The 20,884-nt window shown below is 37.0% G+C and carries 17 protein-coding genes; 7 read left to right on the forward strand and 10 right to left on the reverse strand.

Annotated elements, in window-relative coordinates; genetic code table 11:
• Nucleotides 1–232 precede the first annotated feature (232 nt).
• The 6 genes from MKX62_RS23280 to MKX62_RS23305 all read right to left on the reverse strand — a co-directional run bounded on the left by MKX62_RS23280 (nt 233) and on the right by MKX62_RS23305 (nt 2,927).
• Nucleotides 233–763: an ankyrin repeat domain-containing protein gene (locus tag MKX62_RS23280; protein WP_340742480.1), complete on the reverse strand. Its 531-nt coding sequence runs from the start codon at nt 761–763 to the stop codon at nt 233–235.
• Nucleotides 764–779: 16 nt separating this feature from the next.
• Nucleotides 780–962: a GH-E family nuclease gene (locus tag MKX62_RS23285; protein WP_340742481.1), complete on the reverse strand. Its 183-nt coding sequence runs from the start codon at nt 960–962 to the stop codon at nt 780–782.
• A gap of 119 nt (nt 963–1,081) precedes the next feature.
• The gene (locus tag MKX62_RS23290; protein ID WP_340742482.1) at nt 1,082–1,459 is read right to left on the reverse strand and encodes a PH domain-containing protein; all 378 of its coding nucleotides are present in this window, start codon (nt 1,457–1,459) and stop codon (nt 1,082–1,084) included.
• 90 nt (nt 1,460–1,549) lie between these two features.
• Complete coding sequence (locus tag MKX62_RS23295; protein ID WP_340742483.1) at nt 1,550–2,122, reverse strand: restriction endonuclease; 573 nt, start codon at nt 2,120–2,122, stop codon at nt 1,550–1,552.
• A gap of 330 nt (nt 2,123–2,452) precedes the next feature.
• Entirely contained in the window at nt 2,453–2,623 is a 171-nt protein-coding gene (locus MKX62_RS23300) for a hypothetical protein (protein WP_340742484.1), read from the reverse strand.
• 166 nt (nt 2,624–2,789) lie between these two features.
• On the reverse strand, nt 2,790–2,927 hold the full coding sequence (locus MKX62_RS23305) for a zinc ribbon-containing protein (protein ID WP_340742485.1): 138 nt from the start codon (nt 2,925–2,927) through the stop codon (nt 2,790–2,792).
• A 721-nt stretch (nt 2,928–3,648) separates the two neighbouring features.
• Here MKX62_RS23305 and MKX62_RS23310 point away from each other — a divergent pair.
• Together MKX62_RS23310 and MKX62_RS23315 are read left to right on the forward strand one after the other, a co-directional pair.
• Nucleotides 3,649–4,437: a helix-turn-helix domain-containing protein gene (locus MKX62_RS23310; RefSeq protein WP_340742486.1), complete on the forward strand. Its 789-nt coding sequence runs from the start codon at nt 3,649–3,651 to the stop codon at nt 4,435–4,437.
• A 519-nt stretch (nt 4,438–4,956) separates the two neighbouring features.
• Nucleotides 4,957–5,700, forward strand: coding sequence for an endonuclease NucS domain-containing protein (locus tag MKX62_RS23315; protein ID WP_340742487.1), 744 nt, complete (start codon nt 4,957–4,959; stop codon nt 5,698–5,700).
• A gap of 66 nt (nt 5,701–5,766) precedes the next feature.
• Here MKX62_RS23315 and MKX62_RS23320 read toward each other — a convergent pair whose 3' ends face one another.
• The 4 genes from MKX62_RS23320 to MKX62_RS23335 all read right to left on the reverse strand — a co-directional run bounded on the left by MKX62_RS23320 (nt 5,767) and on the right by MKX62_RS23335 (nt 13,452).
• Nucleotides 5,767–7,038 (reverse strand): McrC family protein, encoded by a 1,272-nt coding sequence (locus MKX62_RS23320; RefSeq protein ID WP_340742488.1) that lies wholly within the window; start codon nt 7,036–7,038, stop codon nt 5,767–5,769.
• On the reverse strand, nt 7,035–9,440 hold the full coding sequence (locus MKX62_RS23325) for an McrB family protein (RefSeq protein ID WP_340742489.1): 2,406 nt from the start codon (nt 9,438–9,440) through the stop codon (nt 7,035–7,037). The genes MKX62_RS23320 and MKX62_RS23325 overlap by 4 nt, the downstream gene beginning before the upstream one ends.
• A gap of 194 nt (nt 9,441–9,634) precedes the next feature.
• A complete protein-coding gene (locus tag MKX62_RS23330; protein ID WP_340742490.1) occupies nt 9,635–10,144 on the reverse strand; it encodes a hypothetical protein in 510 nt (169 codons plus the stop codon).
• Entirely contained in the window at nt 10,132–13,452 is a 3,321-nt protein-coding gene (locus MKX62_RS23335; RefSeq protein ID WP_340742491.1) for a RecQ family ATP-dependent DNA helicase, read from the reverse strand. The genes MKX62_RS23330 and MKX62_RS23335 overlap by 13 nt, the downstream gene beginning before the upstream one ends.
• Nucleotides 13,453–14,044: 592 nt before the next feature.
• On the opposite strand from MKX62_RS23335, the gene MKX62_RS23340 reads away from it, so the two are divergent.
• The 5 genes from MKX62_RS23340 to MKX62_RS23360 all read left to right on the forward strand — a co-directional run bounded on the left by MKX62_RS23340 (nt 14,045) and on the right by MKX62_RS23360 (nt 20,856).
• Nucleotides 14,045–14,251, forward strand: coding sequence for a hypothetical protein (locus MKX62_RS23340; RefSeq protein WP_340742492.1), 207 nt, complete (start codon nt 14,045–14,047; stop codon nt 14,249–14,251).
• The gene (locus MKX62_RS23345; protein ID WP_340742493.1) at nt 14,244–16,670 is read left to right on the forward strand and encodes a DEAD/DEAH box helicase family protein; all 2,427 of its coding nucleotides are present in this window, start codon (nt 14,244–14,246) and stop codon (nt 16,668–16,670) included. Before MKX62_RS23340 ends, MKX62_RS23345 begins: the two co-directional genes overlap by 8 nt.
• Nucleotides 16,671–17,350: 680 nt before the next feature.
• Nucleotides 17,351–19,249, forward strand: a complete 1,899-nt coding sequence (locus MKX62_RS23350; RefSeq protein WP_340742494.1) for a hypothetical protein — start codon at nt 17,351–17,353, stop codon at nt 19,247–19,249.
• A gap of 1 nt (nt 19,250) precedes the next feature.
• Nucleotides 19,251–20,105 (forward strand): hypothetical protein, encoded by an 855-nt coding sequence (locus tag MKX62_RS23355; protein WP_340742495.1) that lies wholly within the window; start codon nt 19,251–19,253, stop codon nt 20,103–20,105.
• Complete coding sequence (locus MKX62_RS23360) at nt 20,095–20,856, forward strand: hypothetical protein (protein ID WP_340742496.1); 762 nt, start codon at nt 20,095–20,097, stop codon at nt 20,854–20,856. Before MKX62_RS23355 ends, MKX62_RS23360 begins: the two co-directional genes overlap by 11 nt.
• The last annotated feature ends 28 nt before the right edge of the window (nt 20,857–20,884 follow it).

Consider the following 20,884-nt stretch of genomic DNA (forward strand, 5'->3'; position numbering starts at 1 on the left):
TTGCATTGTATTTACTGAATAGGTACCTGAAATTTAAATTAAACAACCGTTAACTGCAGGCATAGGGGGGGTGCCTGTGCACGAAACTTTCATGTTTGTTTCAACAATCAGATTTTCTTTGCGGAAGGGACAAATCAGAATTGCGCTTGAATTGTGTGGTGCACAGGCAGCCTGTAACCATTTCGTAAAATATTATTAGATACAACGCTATCACCTAATCCACTACTCTTTTTCAACGAATCACCTCCATGACTTTTTTCATATCATCAGTTCCACGTTCTTCAATTAAATACTTTAATGAATATCCAGAATTATTTAGATCATTAATATTCGGCCGTTTTTCTAAACATTTTACGATTAAATCATTTCCTTCCCTTGTTCGTTTTTTTAATACTTCTTGGGTTAAAGACCATATTGCAGAATTACCAAATGCTTTATCTTTCAAATTCAAATCTACACCCAAATCAACCAGCCTATTAGCCAATTCAACCGCACCTGTATAATTAATATTTGCTGCTAAATAGTGCCATTCATTACATTCATCATTTGAAATGATATTAACCTTTGCATTATTATCCAATAAAAAGTTAGCTATATCAAAAATTCTACTGATTAATGATTTCCCAAGTAAACTAATGCCATTTTTATCAATAGAATTTACTACTTCTTTAATGTTTTTTTCCTCAGTTCGTAGCTTCTCCAAAAGTAATTCAAGACTTCCAAACTTTATAATAGTCCAATAATCAGCTTTATTTATATCCATTTATACTATCATCCCCTCATTCAAACTTATGACTTCGGTTAGTACTAGGTAATTCTGGTCGATAGTTTGGAGATTCTCTATACCACTCTAAGAACTCTTTCTTTGTAATCTTCTCATTCAAATGCAACTCATGCATATCAAAATATTTTTCTCCTGGTAAATGCCAGGTGGAGCGTCGGAGCACACAAAGATAAACCATTCATATATTCAAGTGATAATAAAAAAAGTAAAGCAAAACCGCATAGGTATTGATTTACTTTGTATTATTATAGAATTGTAGGGAATTATCAGAGTAGCTTCGCGTACAACTACCTAACACTATTTCAAAACATATCCCGCTAGCACACTTTGCACCTTATAAATATTCAAGGATTTATTGAATTTCTTTTGAATGGGTGCTGAACTACCCGACAGCCATATTTTCAGTTCAGCATCAAGGTCGAAGATCCCCGCGGTTTCAATCGAGAAATGTACAACACTTTTATACGGAATGGAATGATACTCAACCTTTTTTCCCGTGACGCCCTGTTTATCTACAAGTATGAGACGCTTATCCGTAAATATCAACAGATCCCTAACCAGTTTATATGCATGTTCCACTTTTTCGGTTGATGCAAGTAAATCCTTCATTTCATTCTCTACTTTGCTTACTTCAATTTCAGATGCATTTCCCATCATTGCGTCAAAAATACTCATTAGTATTCCTCCAATTCATAGTGTTTTCTAAGCTCCTAATAAGAGATACCCAGTAATAAAAAAAATCTAATTGTCTTGGTACCAGGTTCCTTATACCATAGAACCATTCTCCCTCATTACAATACTCATCTGTATTAATTCATTACGATCAATCATCCGAACATCATTTCGTTTAGCTAACGTCAAAGATTGTTTCGTATATGTACTGTTAGTAACCACCCATGCAGCTGTAGCATTATACATTTTAATCGCTGGAATCACTTCCTGAACTGCTTTGACACCAACAGTTTGCTTATAACGCTTTGCTTGGACAACGATAGTCTCTTCCCCTTTCTTCAATAGTAACTCTGCGCCATAATCCCCAGTCATTGGCGTATACTTAGTGCTGTATCCTTGGCTTGTAAAAAGTGTGCCTACATATTCTTCAAATTGACGCCCTGTCATTTGATCAATTTCAGTAATTCCGGATTGCACCATTCTGCTTTTGAAGCGCTCCGTTCGCCACACTGCGACAAAAAGAATTACCCCTAGACCAATACCAACCGCAATTCCAGCACCTTTTAGTGTTCCCGTCGTGTACCACCCTACGAATCCTGCTACGAGAACAAGGAAACGAAGCAAATCATCTATTACTTTTTGCTCTTTTTTCGTACGATTACGCAATCGCAACATTCTTCCTTTCATTTTAGGATTTCAGCTACTTAGGGTATTGAATTACTTTGTATTATTATCGAATCGCATTGTATTTACTGAATAGCGTTGCATGGAGGTACCTAAACGTATGACTAATTTAGTTTAAGGTAAGCACGTCTCTCATATGCAAGTTTTCATGTAATGACTTTGCAAAATCATTCCCCAGTCCCCTTCCATTATTTCCGGTCTTGCTATAACCAAACCAATTCTGCTTCAACTCTGGAAATTTGTACCACGCACTGATTAAACCTTTATCCAGTTTGTGCTCAGCTGACTTATCTTTTAGAAATATCAAGTACTTTAAAATGCCTTCATGTTGTTCTTGATAATCTTTTTTTTACTGTTAAATAACAAAAAAGGATCGATGAATAAAGGAATATCATTGATTAGCGATATATCGAACGCCGCGTACTTTTCCAACATTTCTTGTTTCACTTCAAAAAAATCCAAGAAAAATACTTTTACTTCCAATATAACCGCCTTCACTATTCTGAAATACTATGTTTATTAATTTTATTTGACGAATCTCGCAATAGGTAAACTATGCAAATCTAAAGTCCGCGACGCTAGTGGATACTTCTTATTTAAGTATAGTGAAAAATCATCTCCAACACGTCTGGCTGAAGATGATGCAAAATCAAACTCTTCTAAATGTAGTATTATGACATTTACCACACGGTGGCATCGTATCAGTTGAGTCATCTAATACAACTTTCGTAAAACATTTAGTGCATGAATAGCGACCTTTACCTGGCTTTTCACCTGTACTCGGCATAATAACACCTCCTTATACTAAATATTCGGCAACTATGTATTGAATACCTTCATATTGTAAATTTTATGTAAAAACCCCTAACTATATGCTGAATATTGTCTGTATGGAGGACCCTTAAAAGAGGTACCTGTGTCAGACACAAAGACGAACAACTCACACATTCAAGTAATTATACAAATAGTAAAGAAAAACCGCATAGGTATTGATTTACATTGTATTTATATAGAATTGTATTGTATTTACTGAATAGTGCCGCGCACAGGTACCTAAGTTATAATCTTTTGCACCAGCTCGAAACAAAACTCGTCGCGATCCACGATGTATTAGTTACATTAAAAATGCAGTGAATGTAAATCATCTCTTATCAGCGGAAATTTCAGTAGGGCTACTCGGGTTTGGTCGGTTTCTATGCATATTCGGGCGGTCCGAAGCTGGGATTGGGCGGTCGTAAAAAATATTCGGGCAGTCTACCGCAGGCATTGGGCGGTCCCCGATTTGGTTGCCTCTTTTCTTTGCGCTTATAAGACTTTCCCGTACGTTGGACACTCTTTTAAAAAATCTATTTACATTCAAGTTTTTATATTTTGACTGCTTATTTTAGTCCAGCCAACCAAATTTACATTCACTAGCCAGCATTTTAAAAAATAAAAAAATCTTTTCCCAAAAAATGTCCCCTTTCCCCTACTTTTCTTCTATATAAAGAATAAAGGGGATATTCTTTATGACAACTTACCTATCTGAATACGCACACTTCACAAACAAACACGATTTAGACGCTGCGACAAGGCAACATGTACTCACGCACTGGAACGCTATGAACCAAACAGAGCGGGCTGTTCTCGATATGATCCGTCGTTACTCTGTTAAATACGGTGCTGCACATTTGAAACACGAAACAATTGAAAAGGCCATTAAGAAATCCAACGCAACTGTACGACGCGCAATCCGCAAATTAGAAAAGCTTGAAATCATCGAACGCATTCACTATATCCGCCCTGTCATGAGCGGTCTAGGTGCTAACATTTATGTCATTAAACCTACTAATGACCAGTCGAAATTGAACAGTCCAGAGAGAGTTGAAAAGCCTTCTGCCAGTAAGGTTGAACCTGCTAAACCGCAAACCGAAGCTTTTCTTTCTAAAGCGATAAATACTAAAGACCTTAAAAGAACGTCTCCTCCGGAAATTGTGCCTACTACACTTTTTGGCAAGATGAAATCTCTTCTTTCTTCAACAATCGGAGAAAGTAAATTAGCACGTAATTTTTACGGCGTCTATCGGAAACAGTCCCTGCAAATGCTGCAATTTAGTATTCATGAAGACAAAGGTGAACTGTTCGAGCAATTAGCCATGCAAGCACTTCGTATTTCGCTTCAAACAACGAAACATAAAAAAGTACGGAATCTTCCAGGTTATTATTCAGGTGTCTTGCGTGAACTCATTGGCAAGGCTTTATTCAGCGAGGCTTTCATGGATTACGATGTAGCCGTTGAAGGCTTATTCTATCGATGAAATTAGTGCGCGGGTGCTAGTGCAACAGAAAACAACCAACAATGTATACAAAGCTGCAATGTCAGTCGGTGCAACTTGCGCCATCGACGAATGCAAAATCAGCTCAAGAGGAAGTGCATTTTGCCCCCTCTACAGAGGGCAAAATGCCCCTAGCAATACCCTAAGAGTTTAAGAGTATTTAAAAGAACTTGTCGAGAACGATCTCGACGTTGTGTCTGTTATTGATTATTTGAATGACAAAGCTTGCAAGCAATTTAAAGCGTCTTCGAAGGCGACTGCACGATTGGCGAAAGGGAGTTTCAGTGAAGGGTACAGATAGGAGATACCGATATCAAACACAATGAGGAACAATTTACATTTTCAATTAATTATACAAAAAATAATGAAAATCCGCATTGGCACCTAAAATTATAATTGATATCTTCATCAGATAAAACATATGATACAAATGAAATGTACCGTAAATCGTTAGCTACAGTTGGTTGCATCGTATAAAAGATAGAGGAAGAGGTGTGTTGATTGAAAGAAATTCAACTTCAAGAAATATTAATTGCAAATCCTAGTTTAATTGAAGAAGGATGTATCTTTTTAGAAAGTGAAGTCAATTTAAACGGAAATCGATGTGACCTATTATTCTTGGACCGAAACAATCAGAAGCTCTACGTTGAGGTGAAATTGAGAGTAGATGATCGTGCAGTTGGACAATTAATTCGGTACAATGGACTTGCAAATAGCCCAGATACTCGGTTTATGCTAGCTGGATTTTCTATTGTTGCGGGACTCAAAGAAGGCATTGAAAAACACGGATATGAGTACAAAGAGATTAACCTTGAAGATGCAGAGGTTTATAATGAAAACAGGACATTTGTAGAAAAGAAAATTCAACGCAATAAATCTCAATTTCAAACGGTTGAACAACTCATTCAATCATTTGATTCAAATGAAAGAACGATGGCTAGAGATATATTTGAATATGCTTACAGCCTAGAAGGATCCTTTTATTATTTGTCAGATGGCATTATGATCAAACGTTCAACACGAGCCAATAAATATTTATCAATTACCACAAAAGGGAATAGGGTACTTTTTCATGTTCCTATTAAAATGAGAGACTCTATTTATGCACAGTTTAAAGATAAGGAGAAAATCTACATTGCAGTTGACAAAAGAGACAAAAACCAAATCGATATTAAGTTAAAAGATATGGTTTCACTAGAAATCATAAAGGAGTTAATACATCTAGCTTATTCTGAACGGGAATGAGAGGAAAAGGAGGTACCTGTGTCAGAAATATGTGGGTCAAACCACAGGTACCTAAAATCATAAGCATTAATGCATACTTAAATGATTTACATAAGCCTTCAAGTTGTGTTGGTCGTTCGTAACAAACTGAGCTATTTTCATAAGATTTATAGGTTGTAAAATGACACTTGCCAATTTCGAACCAGAAATAGGATCATTAATATCAATCTTTTGCACAATCGGAATATCATTAATCGATGGATAAAGGATTGTTGCGGTACCATTTCCTATTACGCTCAACGCATAAATTGACAATTGGTAAAGCATTTCACTCGGCAAGGTTCTTGCCCACAAATCTCTGTACTTGGCATCCATTACTTTCAATACTTTTCCATCCACCATTAGCGCAAAGTCTGGCCTCGGGGTCGGGGACTTCCTACGGTTCGGATTAAAACCTGGCGTATACATGAATAGATTATGTAAACTGAACTGCTCCTTCAAGGAATATCCATCACTACAATTTACTAATAACCGCCCTACCAAATTTTCAAAAAAAGCATTCATATCAAAGAAATAACCCCGCAAATCAATACGACTTGTTTCATCTTCCAGTTGTATACCTTGTGATTCATATAGGATATTAATAATTTCAAGTAATGAGGAGTACCTACCCGTCAACCGACTAATATTATTTTGGGCAAGTCGTAAACTGTTTCTTGACAACGGAATGTCTTGGATTGTTTCCTCAAGCCTGTAGCAAAGCCTTCGAAGATTGATTTTCAATTCATCATCAATGACAAGCTTCAACCCAAGTTTTATTCCCGCAAGCATTACACGATTGAGAATATGATCTTCATCCCGGTTAAAATACTTGCATGGCAATGTGCCTTTGGTCAGCCCGCCTTGATTACAGAGCTGATTCATATCTATCTTTCCTCTAGGAGAAGACCTGTTTTCTTCTTTCTGAATATAACTCTTTTGAATTCCCCTACGCATCAAGTTTTCAGCTTCTATATAAAGTTCATAAATAAGTAAATCGAAGAATGAAAAATTATCGAAAGAATGGTTTGCAGTATTAAACAACTTCAAATCCCGCAGGCCATATGCATATTTCAACAATTCATAAAGGGGCATGCCGTTTATCTTCGGGTTGATATTTATTTGCAAAAAACCTAATTTTATTCTACCTACATAAGAATTTGTAGTTATCGATAATCCACTTTTCAGTTCGATTACTTCTATAATTCTTTTTTCTGTCAATAGCTTTGCTACTTGCCGCGCATTTTGATCGAATAATTCTACACCTTCCAATAGAATAGATTCCCATTCATTCATATTAACTACTGGTTCTGTAATCATTCCTCACCTTCAACTCCATCGTCTTCCTGACTATCCTCGACCGACTCTACTTCCACACGGAGAGTTGGACTCTGCGTCAGCAGTGCTGTGACAAGATCCGAGATATCCGATGATCCAAAAAGTTCTGGTTTGATCATCTGATTTTTCACATCAACAACACCTTCACCTAATATTTTTGCAATTAGCGAATAATCACCGTAACAATACTCTTCGATGAGTGGAATAATATCTTCTTTAATAATCCATTTGAACTTCTCATTATCCATCATCACTTTCTCTTTCTCCAAGAAATAAGAATGACCTATTTGAAGATTTCTAGCCTCATTTCCGATATGTTCGCGAATTCTGCCGTTTAATTCTTTCAACCATCCTGCCAGTGGTAATCCTTCGAATACGCTCTTCTCAAACAGACTATAATCCGTCATCAATTCAATGAAGCCGAACCTTCTGCGAAGTGCGACATCCAATAAGGCGATAGAACGGTCTGCGGTATTCATCGTACCAACAATATAAACATTTCCAGGTACCGAGAAGGATGTATTGGTAAGTGATAGAATGATACTTTTACCACGTTTCCCAGCTTCAATCAACATGATGAGCTCACCAAATATACGAGATATATCCCCACGATTGATTTCGTCGATGATCAAGTAATACTTTTTATCAGGATTTTCAATTGCATCTGTGCACAATTCTTTAAAGATTCCATCTTTCGGCTCGAAGACTGTTTGCTGATTGATAACTCTGGGTTTTATCCCCTCGATAAAATCTTCATAGCCATACGAGGGATGGAAACAGCACATACGAACAGTACCATTTGTTCTGCCGTCACCTAAAATTTCTTCTTTCTCGATTGGTGTTAATACAGAGAATGACTTTCTAAATAAACTTCTGGCAGAAATTTCAAAGCATGCTTTTTCTGCGTAGTATGTTTTACCAGTCCCAGGCGGACCATATAAAATCACTTGTTTTTTCCGCTTTAGTGTATTTTCAATATCTGCAACAGTTCCTGTTAAAGGCGATAATGATACTTCCAGCGGGGTATCGTCTACATTGTTTTTCTCACGGATAAGGCTTTCGATTGCAAATGTATTCTCGATATCTTTATACCTGAAACAAGTGGTAAGCTTCCCTGCACTTGCATTCGGTAATCCGATTGGTTCTTTAAAAATTTTAATCCACTCTACATTTTTACAATGGGGATACGTTCTGTCTTCAACATATTCATAGTCCCCCGAAACTCGTCCTATTCCAAGTATCTTTTCACCACGTGCTGCCACTACGATATCTCCTATTTTAATTCGATTATAAAACCTTATAATTTCACCCGCTTTTCTACTAGATACAGAACTATTATATTGATACTGCTCGGTTAGTGCTTCCGATATATCTTTTCTCATGGTGTCTTCTGCAAAACTCACATTCAAATCACCAAGCTTCGACCAACCAATTCCAACGTATGAATTTGTTCTCATAGATTCCCAATACCGATTCTCGCCATCGCCTGTGCCGATTCTAAAGTAATTTATTGGCGGTCCAAATAATTCGTTCATCGAAATCGCCGCATAACTTGATGGAAGGTCTATCTCGTTAATTATTTGCATCAATTGTCTCGACATTGTATATAATTTATCTTCTTGTTCCGGAATTACACCGCAACTGATAAGCGAATGTTTTTGCCACTTTGTTGAATGAAAGGAGTCAATCTTATTCGGATATAACATGTGATAATATTTATGTACCCAACCAAGGTTGTACATATTGTTTGTAAGGACTGACTCTAGCTGCTGTTGTAAGTCAGTATAATCAAGGATATCTGCCTTCACTGACAGTTTATCAATAATTTCTGAACCTGCAATTAACGCGTCTCTTAAGTCTCTACCGAGTGCTACTGCTTCCTCAGTGGATAATATCGTGGGGTTTTGTGGATTTCCAGTTACCCATTTACCATCTATATTTCGTTTGAACATTATAAATTTGAACGCACTTCCACCAGCTATACTCCCATAGCTATTCGAGTTTGTTTTAAATTCATCATCATTTTTGAATTCCAGCCAGTAAGTCATTCCATCCCGGTTACCGATATTAAATATTGTTTCAATTAGCAGCTCTCCATCAAAGCCCTTTAATATTTCCGGGTTAAACTTTTGTTCGAAACGGCTATATCCTTCATTTAATTGTTTCAGTGGCAGTAGGTTATTTTCAGACAACAGTTTTTCACTAGTTTTCTTCAACTTTACGCTGATTGAATCTGCTTCAAAATGCTCATCGATGTTCCTCACAGCCCCTTCCCTACTCTTCAAGCAACTGTCATATTTTTGATTGCTAGAAATGTTGTTTTCGTTCAGCCATTGTATGAATTTCTCTTTTCCCATTAGCTTTTCCTCCTCTGTATTCACCATGACTAATGACCTCCTGGTACACCTGTGTCAGACTAAAATATGAACAATTCACACATTCTAGCAATTAAATAAAAAGTAAAGGAATATCAGATAGTCATTGATTTAATTGTTCCCACTAAATAATACCGCACACAGGTACTTAAAGTTAATTACTTTTTAATTAAGTTCAAAACCACCTTCTCCAACACCTCTTATTACCCATTTAACAACATAAATACAATCGTTATACCTAAGGCCGTATTAAGTCCAAGGAATAATCCTACCGTAATTAACAATTTCTTGAACAGTGAGCTTTGATGTTCTTTTTGATCTTTGGATAACGATTCAATAACAATCCTATTTTCATTAATTGCGTTAAATAACTCTTGGATTGATTCCTTTAATTCGTTCATGTGTTTATCATGCTTTTGATTCAAACCTGAAAGGTCATTCATTGTATTATTTTGCAATTCTTCAAGGACTTTTTGTTTCTGCTCAATTCCTTGAAGGATGGATTGATAAAGGGAGAGTTTTGCCGTTGTAATTTCTTGCTGTACAACCATATTATCTTTAGATTGATCCAAAATAACGGTTGTCCTTGTAACTTCATCTTGGAATTGCTCTATCAATTTTAAATAATCGGATGCTTTTTTGATGTTTTTTAATTCTTTTCCAAAGTCTTCGATATATTCTTCCAGTAGTTCTATTTGCTCTAAATCTCCCATGGATATCCTCCTACTTTTTGGTGTTTCACGGTTGTGTGTAGCGTTTTTATCATATGACCAAAGCTAAACGTATCTTCAAGGTTAACGTGAATCTCCTTTAAGTCATCCATCTTGTTGAATCCGTTTGATATCAGGACTTCACTCAACAGTTTTTGTTTTTCGTAGTCATAATAAGAATTAAATGTATGCAGAATGGATGTTAGCATATTCTTCCTAGGAACCGCGTCCAATTTTGCAATAATACTTACGGCAGAAGCCATCCGCTTCTTCCCGTCAATTGTGTCAAACTTTTCTTGTTGAAGTTCCAACATACCCGAAATCAAATTAAGTGCTGGATCTTGATTATAACTCTCCAAAAATCGGCTACATGTTATCGACAAGCTTTTAAATGAAGTGGTAGAGCGTGGCTGAAGCTCTTTTCCTTCCTCTTCAATGAAAAATATTTTATACCATTCTTGGAGATTATCTTCGTTTGCCACTATTTTCTCTAAGAAATAAACATCGTTATTTCTTTTGAAATATGTTTCAATCTTATTTTGCAATGTTTCACTATCGGTAAATTCATCAGCATATTCTTTCATTAATAACAACGAACGCTTTCGCGAATAGCTGACATTATCGTTATACCATTTTAATAGAACGTATAGAATTCTCTTCAAAAATGGCTCTTCACTGTTGTGAAAATGTGTAATCATTTCAAAAAAGTCATCTGAGGTCGATTCTTTACTATCAAGCGTAAAGCTGTAATCATATTTTTGAATATGACGTTCCAATGTGGCTATAACTGATTGTTCTGTCCAGTCGTTCAATTCCACTTCTATGCGTCGTTTACCCCAATCAATTGTCCAATCTTCCACTACACCAATCAAAGCTAAACGATAAATAAATCGTTCCTTCTTCTGCATTTCCTGTTCGTTAAAACAACTAATATCAGTCATATCTTCCCCTATCATAAATGACTTTTGATAGAATTCGAATAATTCATCTGCTTCTGCCTGAATATCCATCAGTGAATTCTTTAAGAAAAACAATGATGTACCCAAATCGCCTTTCATACGATTTTGATATCCTTTAAGTTTGTTCAAATCTGTATTGGTACCAAATATATCCCCTATCTCCTTTTCATCTAATACATCAGGACAATACAAAATAAAACATTTTGATTTTTCCCCGCCTCTACCTGCCCTTCCCGCCTCTTGATAGAAGGACTCAAGTGAATTCGGCATACCGTAATGAATAGTTCTCTGGATGTTGCTTTTATCGACGCCCATTCCAAAAGCTTTTGTGGAAACAAGCACATTGATTTCATCATCCATGAACGATTCTTGAATTTTTTCTTTGTAATTGTTGTAATTGGGAACTACAAACTTTTTAGGTTTACTACCTGAATAAAAACCGGTTTTCAATTTCGTGTTTTTTGAGATTGAATGACTTAATTCGTAGCAGCCATTCTCTCCATTGACAACTGGGGTAAATACAATTGTAGGTCCTACATCAGATTCAGATAGTAAACTTGAAGTTCCTAGTAGTTCAAATAATTCTTGTGGTCTCGTTTTTTTTGTGACGCTCTGTATATCAAAGGTCAATTCTTCACGTTTGAAATTAGATATCGTTAAAACATTATGTGATTCAATTTTTAGTTCCGTCATGATATCTTTCAATACTTTTGAGGAAGCGGTTGCGGTCAATGCCAAAAAACGTGCAGAAGGAGTAAAGCGACGTATCGTATTTGCCAAGGCTAAATAAGAAGTCCTGAAATCATGACCCCATTCTGAAATACAATGTACTTCGTCAATTGTTGCGATTGCAACCGCTTTCGTACGATTGATTAGTGACAGCTCATTTCGGAATTTCTGTTGCTGAAAACGTTCCGGTGAAATGATTATAAAAAAGTACCTACCCGCCGTGAAATGCCGAAGTGTTCTATCCGTTTCTTCCGGTGATAAATCACTATTAATGAAAGCAGCATGGGTAATATGATGCTTGTTTTTCATACCCCTAATTTGATCCAGCATCAGGGATTTGATTGGCGCAACGACAAAACTAATCGCAGGTTGTAGCAATGTACAAATTTGATAAGTTAACGATTTCCCTCCGCCTGTAGGCAATAAACCTATGGTATCCTCTCCGTTAAGAGAATTTACAATGATTTCAATTTGCCCCTTTTTGAATTTAGGATAACCAAACAGATTGTTTGATATAAACTCTAAATGAATCCTATGAGATTTCACACCAATCTTATAGATGATCGGTTCGTTTATTTTCATAGTAAAGTAGCTAGCATCATCATAGAAATCAGTTCGAATCACATAAACATTTCCTTGAACTACTGTGTCGTCCCAACGTTTAAATAAATCGAAATCTATATTAATTTGCTTCTGGTGAAAAGGAAAATCCGTTACTTTTTCAAAAACATTAACTTGGATTTTTGGTAATGAAATTGGAATATTTAACAGCGCAGCGACATGACCGAACCATTCCTCTAAATCCTTAAGAGCAAGGGTCAGATAGCGTTCCGCATCTTTCGCAAGTATATTAAATCTCCATATACGATCGTCTAATGAAATAACCCCTCGATCCAATAACTCTAGTACTAGAACTTGTACTCGAGCAATTGAGGTCAGCAATACTTGAGTTTCGATTTGTTTATGTGAGACTTTCAATGCTCTACTATATAGATTGATTGCCACTTTATGATCCTGGTATACTTTCCTAAATTCCACTTTAAAAGATTCATAGGATTTACTTCTTATTTCATCTGTACTAATTCGAATAACCCTAATAGCATTTCTCTCAAATAGTTTATTCCGCTCTTTATCCAACTCTTTTTGGACACGATCTTGATGTCCACTGCCATCCACTTCAATAACAGTTTTAAGCAATGGAATATAAAAATCGACTTGTTGATTATGAAAAGCATCGCTTACTTCCGGCAGGATATCCTGAATCATACATTCAGCTATCGTTAAGTTTGTAATAAATCCTACACTTTTTAAAATACTTGATAGGTCGTTATAAAATTCATAGGCTGGATAATCTGCACGACTAATATCTCCTTTAATTGTTTTGGTCCAATTAAGATCATCATTTGATAAAAACACGGTTTCTTCAAGCTTATCAAGGTAATTACGATTCAGCTGCAACTCCTTCCGAATAAAAGCAGATGCGATAGTCGGATTTCCACGTGTCAATAAGTTTTGCACGATTCTAATAAGGTTCGTATAGGGATTCATTTTTAGATAATCAGGTAAATTTGTAATGATAAAGTTGGAATTCGACCGACAATAATTTGCTGTAAATCTTTTCACTGGACACAACTCCTGACTTTCATCCGTTTTTTTGATTACCATATTAACTTTTCTATAATATATTTGGTTTTCAGTAAATTTTATATACTTCTGTGTCTTATTTCCTATCTCAGATTAAAATTGAATATGCATTTTTACGTGAATTTGTCCCTATAAATAGATATATTCAATAATTTCATTTCAATCTAAAGTACTAATTTTTCTGACTGGGCTTTAGTATAAATATAGGTTGCACTTAACATATTGGAATTTCCTCGTTCATATATGAAATTCCCGATCCAAAATGCTTTTATAGTTCCATTCTATCATACAGTGTATCTTCAGTTTATTACTATGGTCTAGTTAACTTAGCATATACTAACTGTCCTTATGAAGAAAAATCGCATAGGTATTGATTTACATTGATTTTTATAAAATTGAATTTTCTTTACTGAATTGTACCTAAAATTGAAAACTTAAAATCCATCCCGTAAGAATCATTTCTTTATTAAAAAAACGTGATTCACTTTCTTTGGAGAGCCTCATTCATTTTATAAATGTCATGCTATGATTAACGAAGAGTTGAGTTGATGAACACAAGGAGATGACTATAATGCCAACCTACAACAAACTAGTTCGAAATCGCATTCCAGCAGTCATCGGAGGGCCAATAAAAAACCTAACATCTCATGCATTAACTAATAATGAATATAGCAATATAATTACTATAAAAACGGTTGAGGGAGTACGCCTGGATAAAATGAAGAAGTGCAGTGGATTTGATAAGCGGACTTTTCTGATTGGAGTAAAAGATGACTGAAGTCCGTCTAATCACCTCTAACTTAATTGGTGAAATTAAAGAGCTGACACAAAAGGCAGAAAACATATACTGGATTGTTGCATTCGCGATGAAATCAGGGGTTAAACTTGTGTTGCCTCATTTAAAAAAAGCGGCTGCAAATGGTGCGGAAATCAAAATAGTTATCGGTGATTATTTACATATCAACCAACCGGAAGCTCTTGAACTATTATTCACGGAGTTACCCAATGCGGAGATTCGTCTTTATGAAAGTCGTGGCGTTTCCTTTCACCCGAAAGCCTATTTGTTCCGAGCTGATGAAAAATCTCATATTATTGTTGGTTCATCGAATCTTTCGGCATCCGCCATGATGAATGGAATCGAATGGAATCTTTATGCTCCTTCAACCGTGGATGAAAATCTTTTTGAAACAGCTATGTCAGAATTTATGAAACAGTTCCTTTCAACAAACACGATGCGATTAAATCCTGAGACGTTAATCAATTATAAAGAAGCACATCGTCAATCAAATCTTGATGTCGCAGTAAGTGAAGTTTGGGCGCATAGTGACGAAATCGAAGTCATGTTTGGCGTGGCTAGAGAACAGGAAACCATTTTTGAAATGCAAACGACATATGAGACGAAACTAGATATTGTCAAACCGAGACCTGTCCAACTTCTTGCACTGGAAGCGCTTCAGCAAACACGTGAAGAAGACTACAACAAGGCACTTGTCGTACTTGCAACTGGGCTCGGCAAAACGTATCTTGCTGCCTTTTTCGCTCATGGCTATAAAAAAGTATTATTCATTGCGCACCGAGAAGAAATTTTGGAGCAAGCAGAAAGTTCTTTCAAACATGTACATCCCTTGCGAACGACTGGCATCTATAACGGCTTTGTAAAGGAAGCTGATGCAGACTTTCTTTTTGCATCTGTTTTCACATTAGCAACAGATTATCATCTCCATAAATTTCGACCTGACGAATTCGACCTTATCATTATCGATGAATTTCATCATGCGGTCGCACCTACCTATGAACGGATTTTAAACTACTTTTCACCTGAGTTTCTTCTGGGCATCACAGCGACACCAGACCGTTTAGACAATAAAGATGTCTACAGTCTTTGCGATGGCAACGTGGCGATTTCAATTCATTTCCTTGAAGCCATTCGTCAAAACTGGCTTTCTCCTTTTATCTATTACGGTGTTTTTGACAAGACGGACTATAGCGGGTTGCAATGGCGAAATAATTCGTATGACGAAGAAGGTTTACTTCGCCTACAACTTAGATATGATTATGCAGATGCTGTTTTAAGTGCCTGGGAACAAGAAAAACAAAGTAGAACAATCGGCTTTTGCTCATCTGTTAAGCAAGCGGTTCATCTAAGCCAACACTTCAATAAGGCAGGCTACAAAACGATCGCATTACACGGTAAAACAGAACGCAACACAAGGCTCCATGCAAGGAAACGACTTGAATTAGGAGAACTTGACGTCATTTTTACGGTCGATTTATTTAATGAAGGTGTAGACATTCCATCTGTCGACACATTACTCTTTGCACGCCCCACTGAGTCACTCACTGTATTTACGCAACAAATCGGACGTGGCTTACGTCTTGCCAACGGAAAATCACATTGCGTCATTATTGATTTGATAGGAAATTACCGTAATGCAGAAGTTAAAATGCGTGTCTTTACAGAATATGGAGAGCAGCCAAAATCCTTGAAATCAGTCTCGTTAAATTTGCCTGAAAACTGCGATTTCCAACTAGATCTTGCTGTCGTGAATTTACTTGAAGAAATGAAGCGAAAACGTTCGCCTCGTAAACAACAACTAGTCGATGCATTTTCAAAACTAAAAACGGATCTTGGCGTGCGCCCTACTTACTTAGAATTTCACCTAAAAGCAGATGCTGATTCCCGCTTTGTTAGACAAGAGTTCGACTCCTACCCTGGCTTGCTTGCATATGCAGGGGAATTAAGTGACATAGAACTAGATGCCTTTGAAGTGTATAAGAATTGGATTCAGGAAGCAACAGGAACGGGAATGACGAAAAGCTATAAGATGATTGTGCTCCACTACATGCTTTCAAGAGGACAAGATGAGTGGCTAACGCCAGTCACTCCCGAGCAAATCGCACCTTATTTCCATCGTTATTTCACAGAAAAAGACTATAGAATACGAACAGACTTCTCTGATAACAAAGGGAAAGAACTTCGTATTTACAATGAAAAGAAAATCACTTCCCTTCTCACCCGGATGCCTTTGTCCTATTGGAGTGATTCGTCAAAAGGGTTAATTTCATTTCTAGATAATGTCTTTATAATCCATGTAACTCCATTAGCTGAGCACGCAGAAACTTTGTTTCGCTGGACAAAGGAAATTTGTGATTATAGATTGCATGCATATTTTGAGCGAAAGTCGAATTTGCAATAACCTATACGAAAACAGCATAAATTTATGTTCATTTTTTTAAAAAATCTATATATACCACTAAGTTATCCCTCATAAATCTTGGTTATACCAAAAACGACCATACGCTCAATTGAGTATATGGTCGTTTTTTATTCACTTTTTATTCTTCAACTTAACAAGCAAGCTACTTACTTTATCGCGCATGTCTTCAGTTTCTTTTATTAATACTTCGAATTCATAAAATGAATCCAATTCGCTGATTAACATGATGTTACCTTCCGAAATTTCAGTGGTTACTTCGTTCTCGGAAATAAGAAGTTAATTCTACGGTACCTGTGTGTGACACAACGGCAAACAATTCACATATCTGAATAAACACGTAAAAAAAGTCAGACATTCGCCATTTTGTCTGATACTTTTTCTATTTTTATTCAATTGTAGTGAATTACCAGAGTAGTTTCACGCACAGGCACCTAAAATTAAAGAGGTTCCTGAAATTTAAAAAGTTTACTTTTTACACTTACGTTTCCAACGATAAGTTTGTCACAAAATTTCTTAACCCATTCACGTGCTCCTCACCTAAACAAGTCTTTCCTAATAGAATCATTGATCCCCCTTCCCTTTTGCCCTATACTTAAAATATAATATCTTGGATCCAAGATATCCGATAATAAAATATGAAAATCCATTTGAGGTGCAGTATGTCCTATTGGCAGTTCTCCCCGATTCCTAATATAGAAGAATCCAATTTCAATAAAATACTTGAACGTTTTTATAACTTGAAAGTAGCTGGTCTGATCCGTGAAAACATCCAAAACTCTTTAGATGGAAGGTTACTTGGCAATGGAGGTCCAGTAAAGTTTTCCATTAAAACAGGTACTATCAAAAAGAAAGATATCCCAGCAATTGAAGAAGTAATAGAACGCATCCATTGCTTGAAAGGACGTAACAGTTATACAAAAGAAGCCATTGAACATATGGTAAAAACGTCTGATGAAGAAGAGGTTCACTATATCTCTTTTGAAGATTCCAATACAAGAGGCTTGAGCGGCGCTAAAAATGGCCAGAGTCATTCACCTAAAGACACTTGGGCGATTTACGCCTATAACAAAGGGGTTCATTCAGAAGAAGAGGACGAAGCTGTAGAAACTTCTCGTGGCGGATCTCATGGAGTTGGTAAAATCGCTTCCAACGCAGCTTCAGATTTAAATGTGATGTATTTCGCAAACTGCGATGAATTCGGAGATCAGCATTTAGGCGGTACCGTCCAACTGATTGAGCATAACTATGAAAATCAAAGTTACCGTTCCACAGGCTACTTCGCCGATATTACATATCTTGATGCGAATAAAACAAAATTCTATCCTTTTGAGAACAACTTCCACGAAGTCTTCGAAAAGAAAACGCGCGGCTTAAAGATCATCATTCCGTTCTTAAGAAAAGAATATAGCGATCAAACGGAAATTATCCGCAGCGTGTGCGACAGCTTTTTCGTTTCAATTTTACTAAACAAATTGGAAGTAGACATAAACGGGAAAAAGATCAACGCTAGCAATATTCAAGACTACGTCAATGATCCGGAATACTACACCCAAAATATTGAAGATATGAAGCAGACGTTTACCCCTCTTTATGTCAGCACTTATCTCAACCAGCCACCACGGACGATTCAAGTATCAGACGGAAAAGATGAATACGAATTCAACCTCTATTTCCGATACGACGAAGAAATACCAAAAGGCAGAGTTGCGATTGTCAGAACGATCGGCATGAAAATTGAAGATAAAAAAGTAAAGAACAAAGCGAATCAACCTTTCAACGCGGTATTGATCGGCGGAATGAAAGAAGATGCGTATTTAAAGTCGTTAGAAAACGAGTCGCATACCGAGCTCACATTTGATCACATTAAAGATCCCGTGCTGCAAAAACGAGCGAAGCGATTTATTATCAACTTGTCGAGAGCGATGACCGCTGTCATTGATGAAGCGGTAAAAGAGCATAACCCGACAGATGGCAAAATGGATACAAAAGACTTGCTGTACGTTTCTGAAATCCAGTTTAAACAAGAATTATCCAAAGCGATGGGAGCAGTTGTCATCGACAAGAAGAAACCTGTCGTCAAAATGGATGATGATTTACCTCCTCGAAAAGAGAAAAAGAAACCCGGGGAGCGCACCAAACCAACCGATCGACCACTTATCAAACCGGTGAAAAGGGAGTCATCCGCGGAAAATACCGATTCGACCGATGACAAGCCACTTAGCATTTTTAACATTCATCCGAACACCGTAGAGCGTCTGCTCATTGGGAATAAAGAAATTGTTCGTTTCAACCTTTCTAGCAACGAGCAAGTTAAAAAAGCTGCAACATGCAACGTCAGCATTTCAATTATTGACGGCATGGGCCAAGAATACAGAAGCGCATTCAAACTGAAAGACAATTTCAGTCAAGTCATCGACAAATCCACAGGTTCAACATGCTCACTCAACAACAATAAAATAAATCATGTGACGATCAATCAAGGCGTAGCTGAATTGACCTTCGATCTTAAAAACAACTACAACCGTGCATTGAAGTTCGTCTATTATGTAGAGGTGTAAAATGATTTACAAAAAGGATGCCAATTTCCCTTACCCAGTGCTAACGAATACATCGAACAGTTATGAGAGTGGCGGATTTACGTTGAACGTCGATCTGAAGGAGAATACAGATACCTATCGATTCGATATAGAATACGAAGTAGAATCCGATTTCTTACAACAGCTACTCGCTCGGCATCAAGCTCAGCTTTTCTTAATTATCCAGTCCAAGGATAATAAGTTTTATAAATTACAGCCAGATGAACGTGCTATCGAAATTGCGAAATCACGTTTATCCATCAATACAAGAACGTCAATCCAAATGAGCATTCAAGCGACAACCGACATCTCATTCCGTGACAATGAAGACGTAAACGACTTCTTTCAAGAATTCAGGGATGACATCGTCGTTCCGAAACATGCACTTCTCGGCTTTTCGAATACCGTTATTTTTGAAGGCAGCTCTACAAAACCTTTCGACTTATTTGAACGTAAGATTGACACTACGTTAAAGTCTGATATTAAAGTAGAACTTGGCAGTGAAACGATAATCATTCATTACAAAAATGAAGATCTACAATTCGCTGGCATGCCGATGAGCGGAACGCTAAATAACCCTTATATCTATATGGGGCTTCAGAAAGCATTGCACCGTTTCGCGACCAATCCCGATTATGGTTCTGACGACCATGTCTATCTAGACGATGTAGAATTGCCAACGGATCCGCTAGATGCCAAACTGTATCGACTTATGAAAGCTAAGATGGTATATGAATTAGACGTCGATTGGCTTGACGAAGTGATCTACAAAATTTCCGACCGCGTCATTGAAAAATATGCGACAGCTGTGAAAGGATTGGAAGCAAGTGGAGATTAAACTGCTAAACAAAGGCTACAAGAAAAACGAACAGTTTTACAATGACTTCTTGAATGACACAATCGAAAACAACGATGACTACTTTACCGATGAAACCGTCTATCTAAAAGAAGCACCTGACTTCCCTATCTATATGGCGAAAAGAAGTGAAGAAGCTAGGAAGCAATTATTTTTAGAAGCATTCGAGACAGTAGGCAATCACTACCTATCAAGCAATCGCGAATTACACTTCGACGAGCAGTTTTGGCACTCGTTGCTCGTCTTGAAGAAACGTGATTTCCTCCTACGAGAATACCCAGAGATTACAGAAAGCATCACGAACTTCAACAACATTGTGCTGAAGAACTTCGACTGGGAAAATTACATTTACAAGACCGTAATCGGAGCTGAATATATAACCGACCTTGTCGAAGACGAAGCTACCCGAGAATACTATTATGAGGTCATCGTCGACAACCTGGACCTCTATAACTATATGATTAAATACGAGGTATTCCGCAACAAACAATTCGTCTTTAATATTTTGTCGATCGTCGATGAATTAGGGCTATCCAGTATATTAAAGAAAAAAATAACGTGGCGCGATGACTTAGGTGATGATCCGAGGGTGGGACGGCAAGTCCTTCTTGAGTTTAATAAAAGCTATCCTGTGGTGATGTCGCCGATGTTGGAGAAAGAGGAACTTAAGGAGATCTTTATGGAGTATCTTGGTTATTATGTTGAAGTTGCGGAGCTTGAAATGCAGGTTTGATAGCAGTTATTATCGGGTAGCCCAAAAA

This window comes from Sporosarcina sp. FSL K6-5500 (genome assembly GCF_038005665.1).
GTDB lineage: Bacteria > Bacillota > Bacilli > Bacillales_A > Planococcaceae > Sporosarcina > Sporosarcina psychrophila.

Bases quoted from the DNA above. Each gene is read 5' to 3' on its own strand.
- MKX62_RS23280 (WP_340742480.1), bottom strand. From the start codon at position 763: ATGGATATAAATAAAGCTGATTATTGGACTATTATAAAGTTTGGAAGT.
- MKX62_RS23285 (WP_340742481.1), bottom strand. From the start codon at position 962: ATGGTTTATCTTTGTGTGCTCCGACGCTCCACCTGGCATTTACCAGGA.
- MKX62_RS23290 (WP_340742482.1), bottom strand. From the start codon at position 1,459: ATGAGTATTTTTGACGCAATGATGGGAAATGCATCTGAAATTGAAGTA.
- MKX62_RS23305 (WP_340742485.1), bottom strand. From the start codon at position 2,927: ATGCCGAGTACAGGTGAAAAGCCAGGTAAAGGTCGCTATTCATGCACT.
- MKX62_RS23310 (WP_340742486.1), top strand. From the start codon at position 3,649: ATGACAACTTACCTATCTGAATACGCACACTTCACAAACAAACACGAT.
- MKX62_RS23320 (WP_340742488.1), bottom strand. From the start codon at position 7,038: ATGATTACAGAACCAGTAGTTAATATGAATGAATGGGAATCTATTCTA.
- MKX62_RS23325 (WP_340742489.1), bottom strand. From the start codon at position 9,440: ATGGTGAATACAGAGGAGGAAAAGCTAATGGGAAAAGAGAAATTCATA.
- MKX62_RS23330 (WP_340742490.1), bottom strand. From the start codon at position 10,144: ATGGGAGATTTAGAGCAAATAGAACTACTGGAAGAATATATCGAAGAC.
- MKX62_RS23340 (WP_340742492.1), top strand. From the start codon at position 14,045: ATGCCAACCTACAACAAACTAGTTCGAAATCGCATTCCAGCAGTCATC.
- MKX62_RS23345 (WP_340742493.1), top strand. From the start codon at position 14,244: ATGACTGAAGTCCGTCTAATCACCTCTAACTTAATTGGTGAAATTAAA.
- MKX62_RS23350 (WP_340742494.1), top strand. From the start codon at position 17,351: ATGTCCTATTGGCAGTTCTCCCCGATTCCTAATATAGAAGAATCCAAT.
- MKX62_RS23355 (WP_340742495.1), top strand. From the start codon at position 19,251: ATGATTTACAAAAAGGATGCCAATTTCCCTTACCCAGTGCTAACGAAT.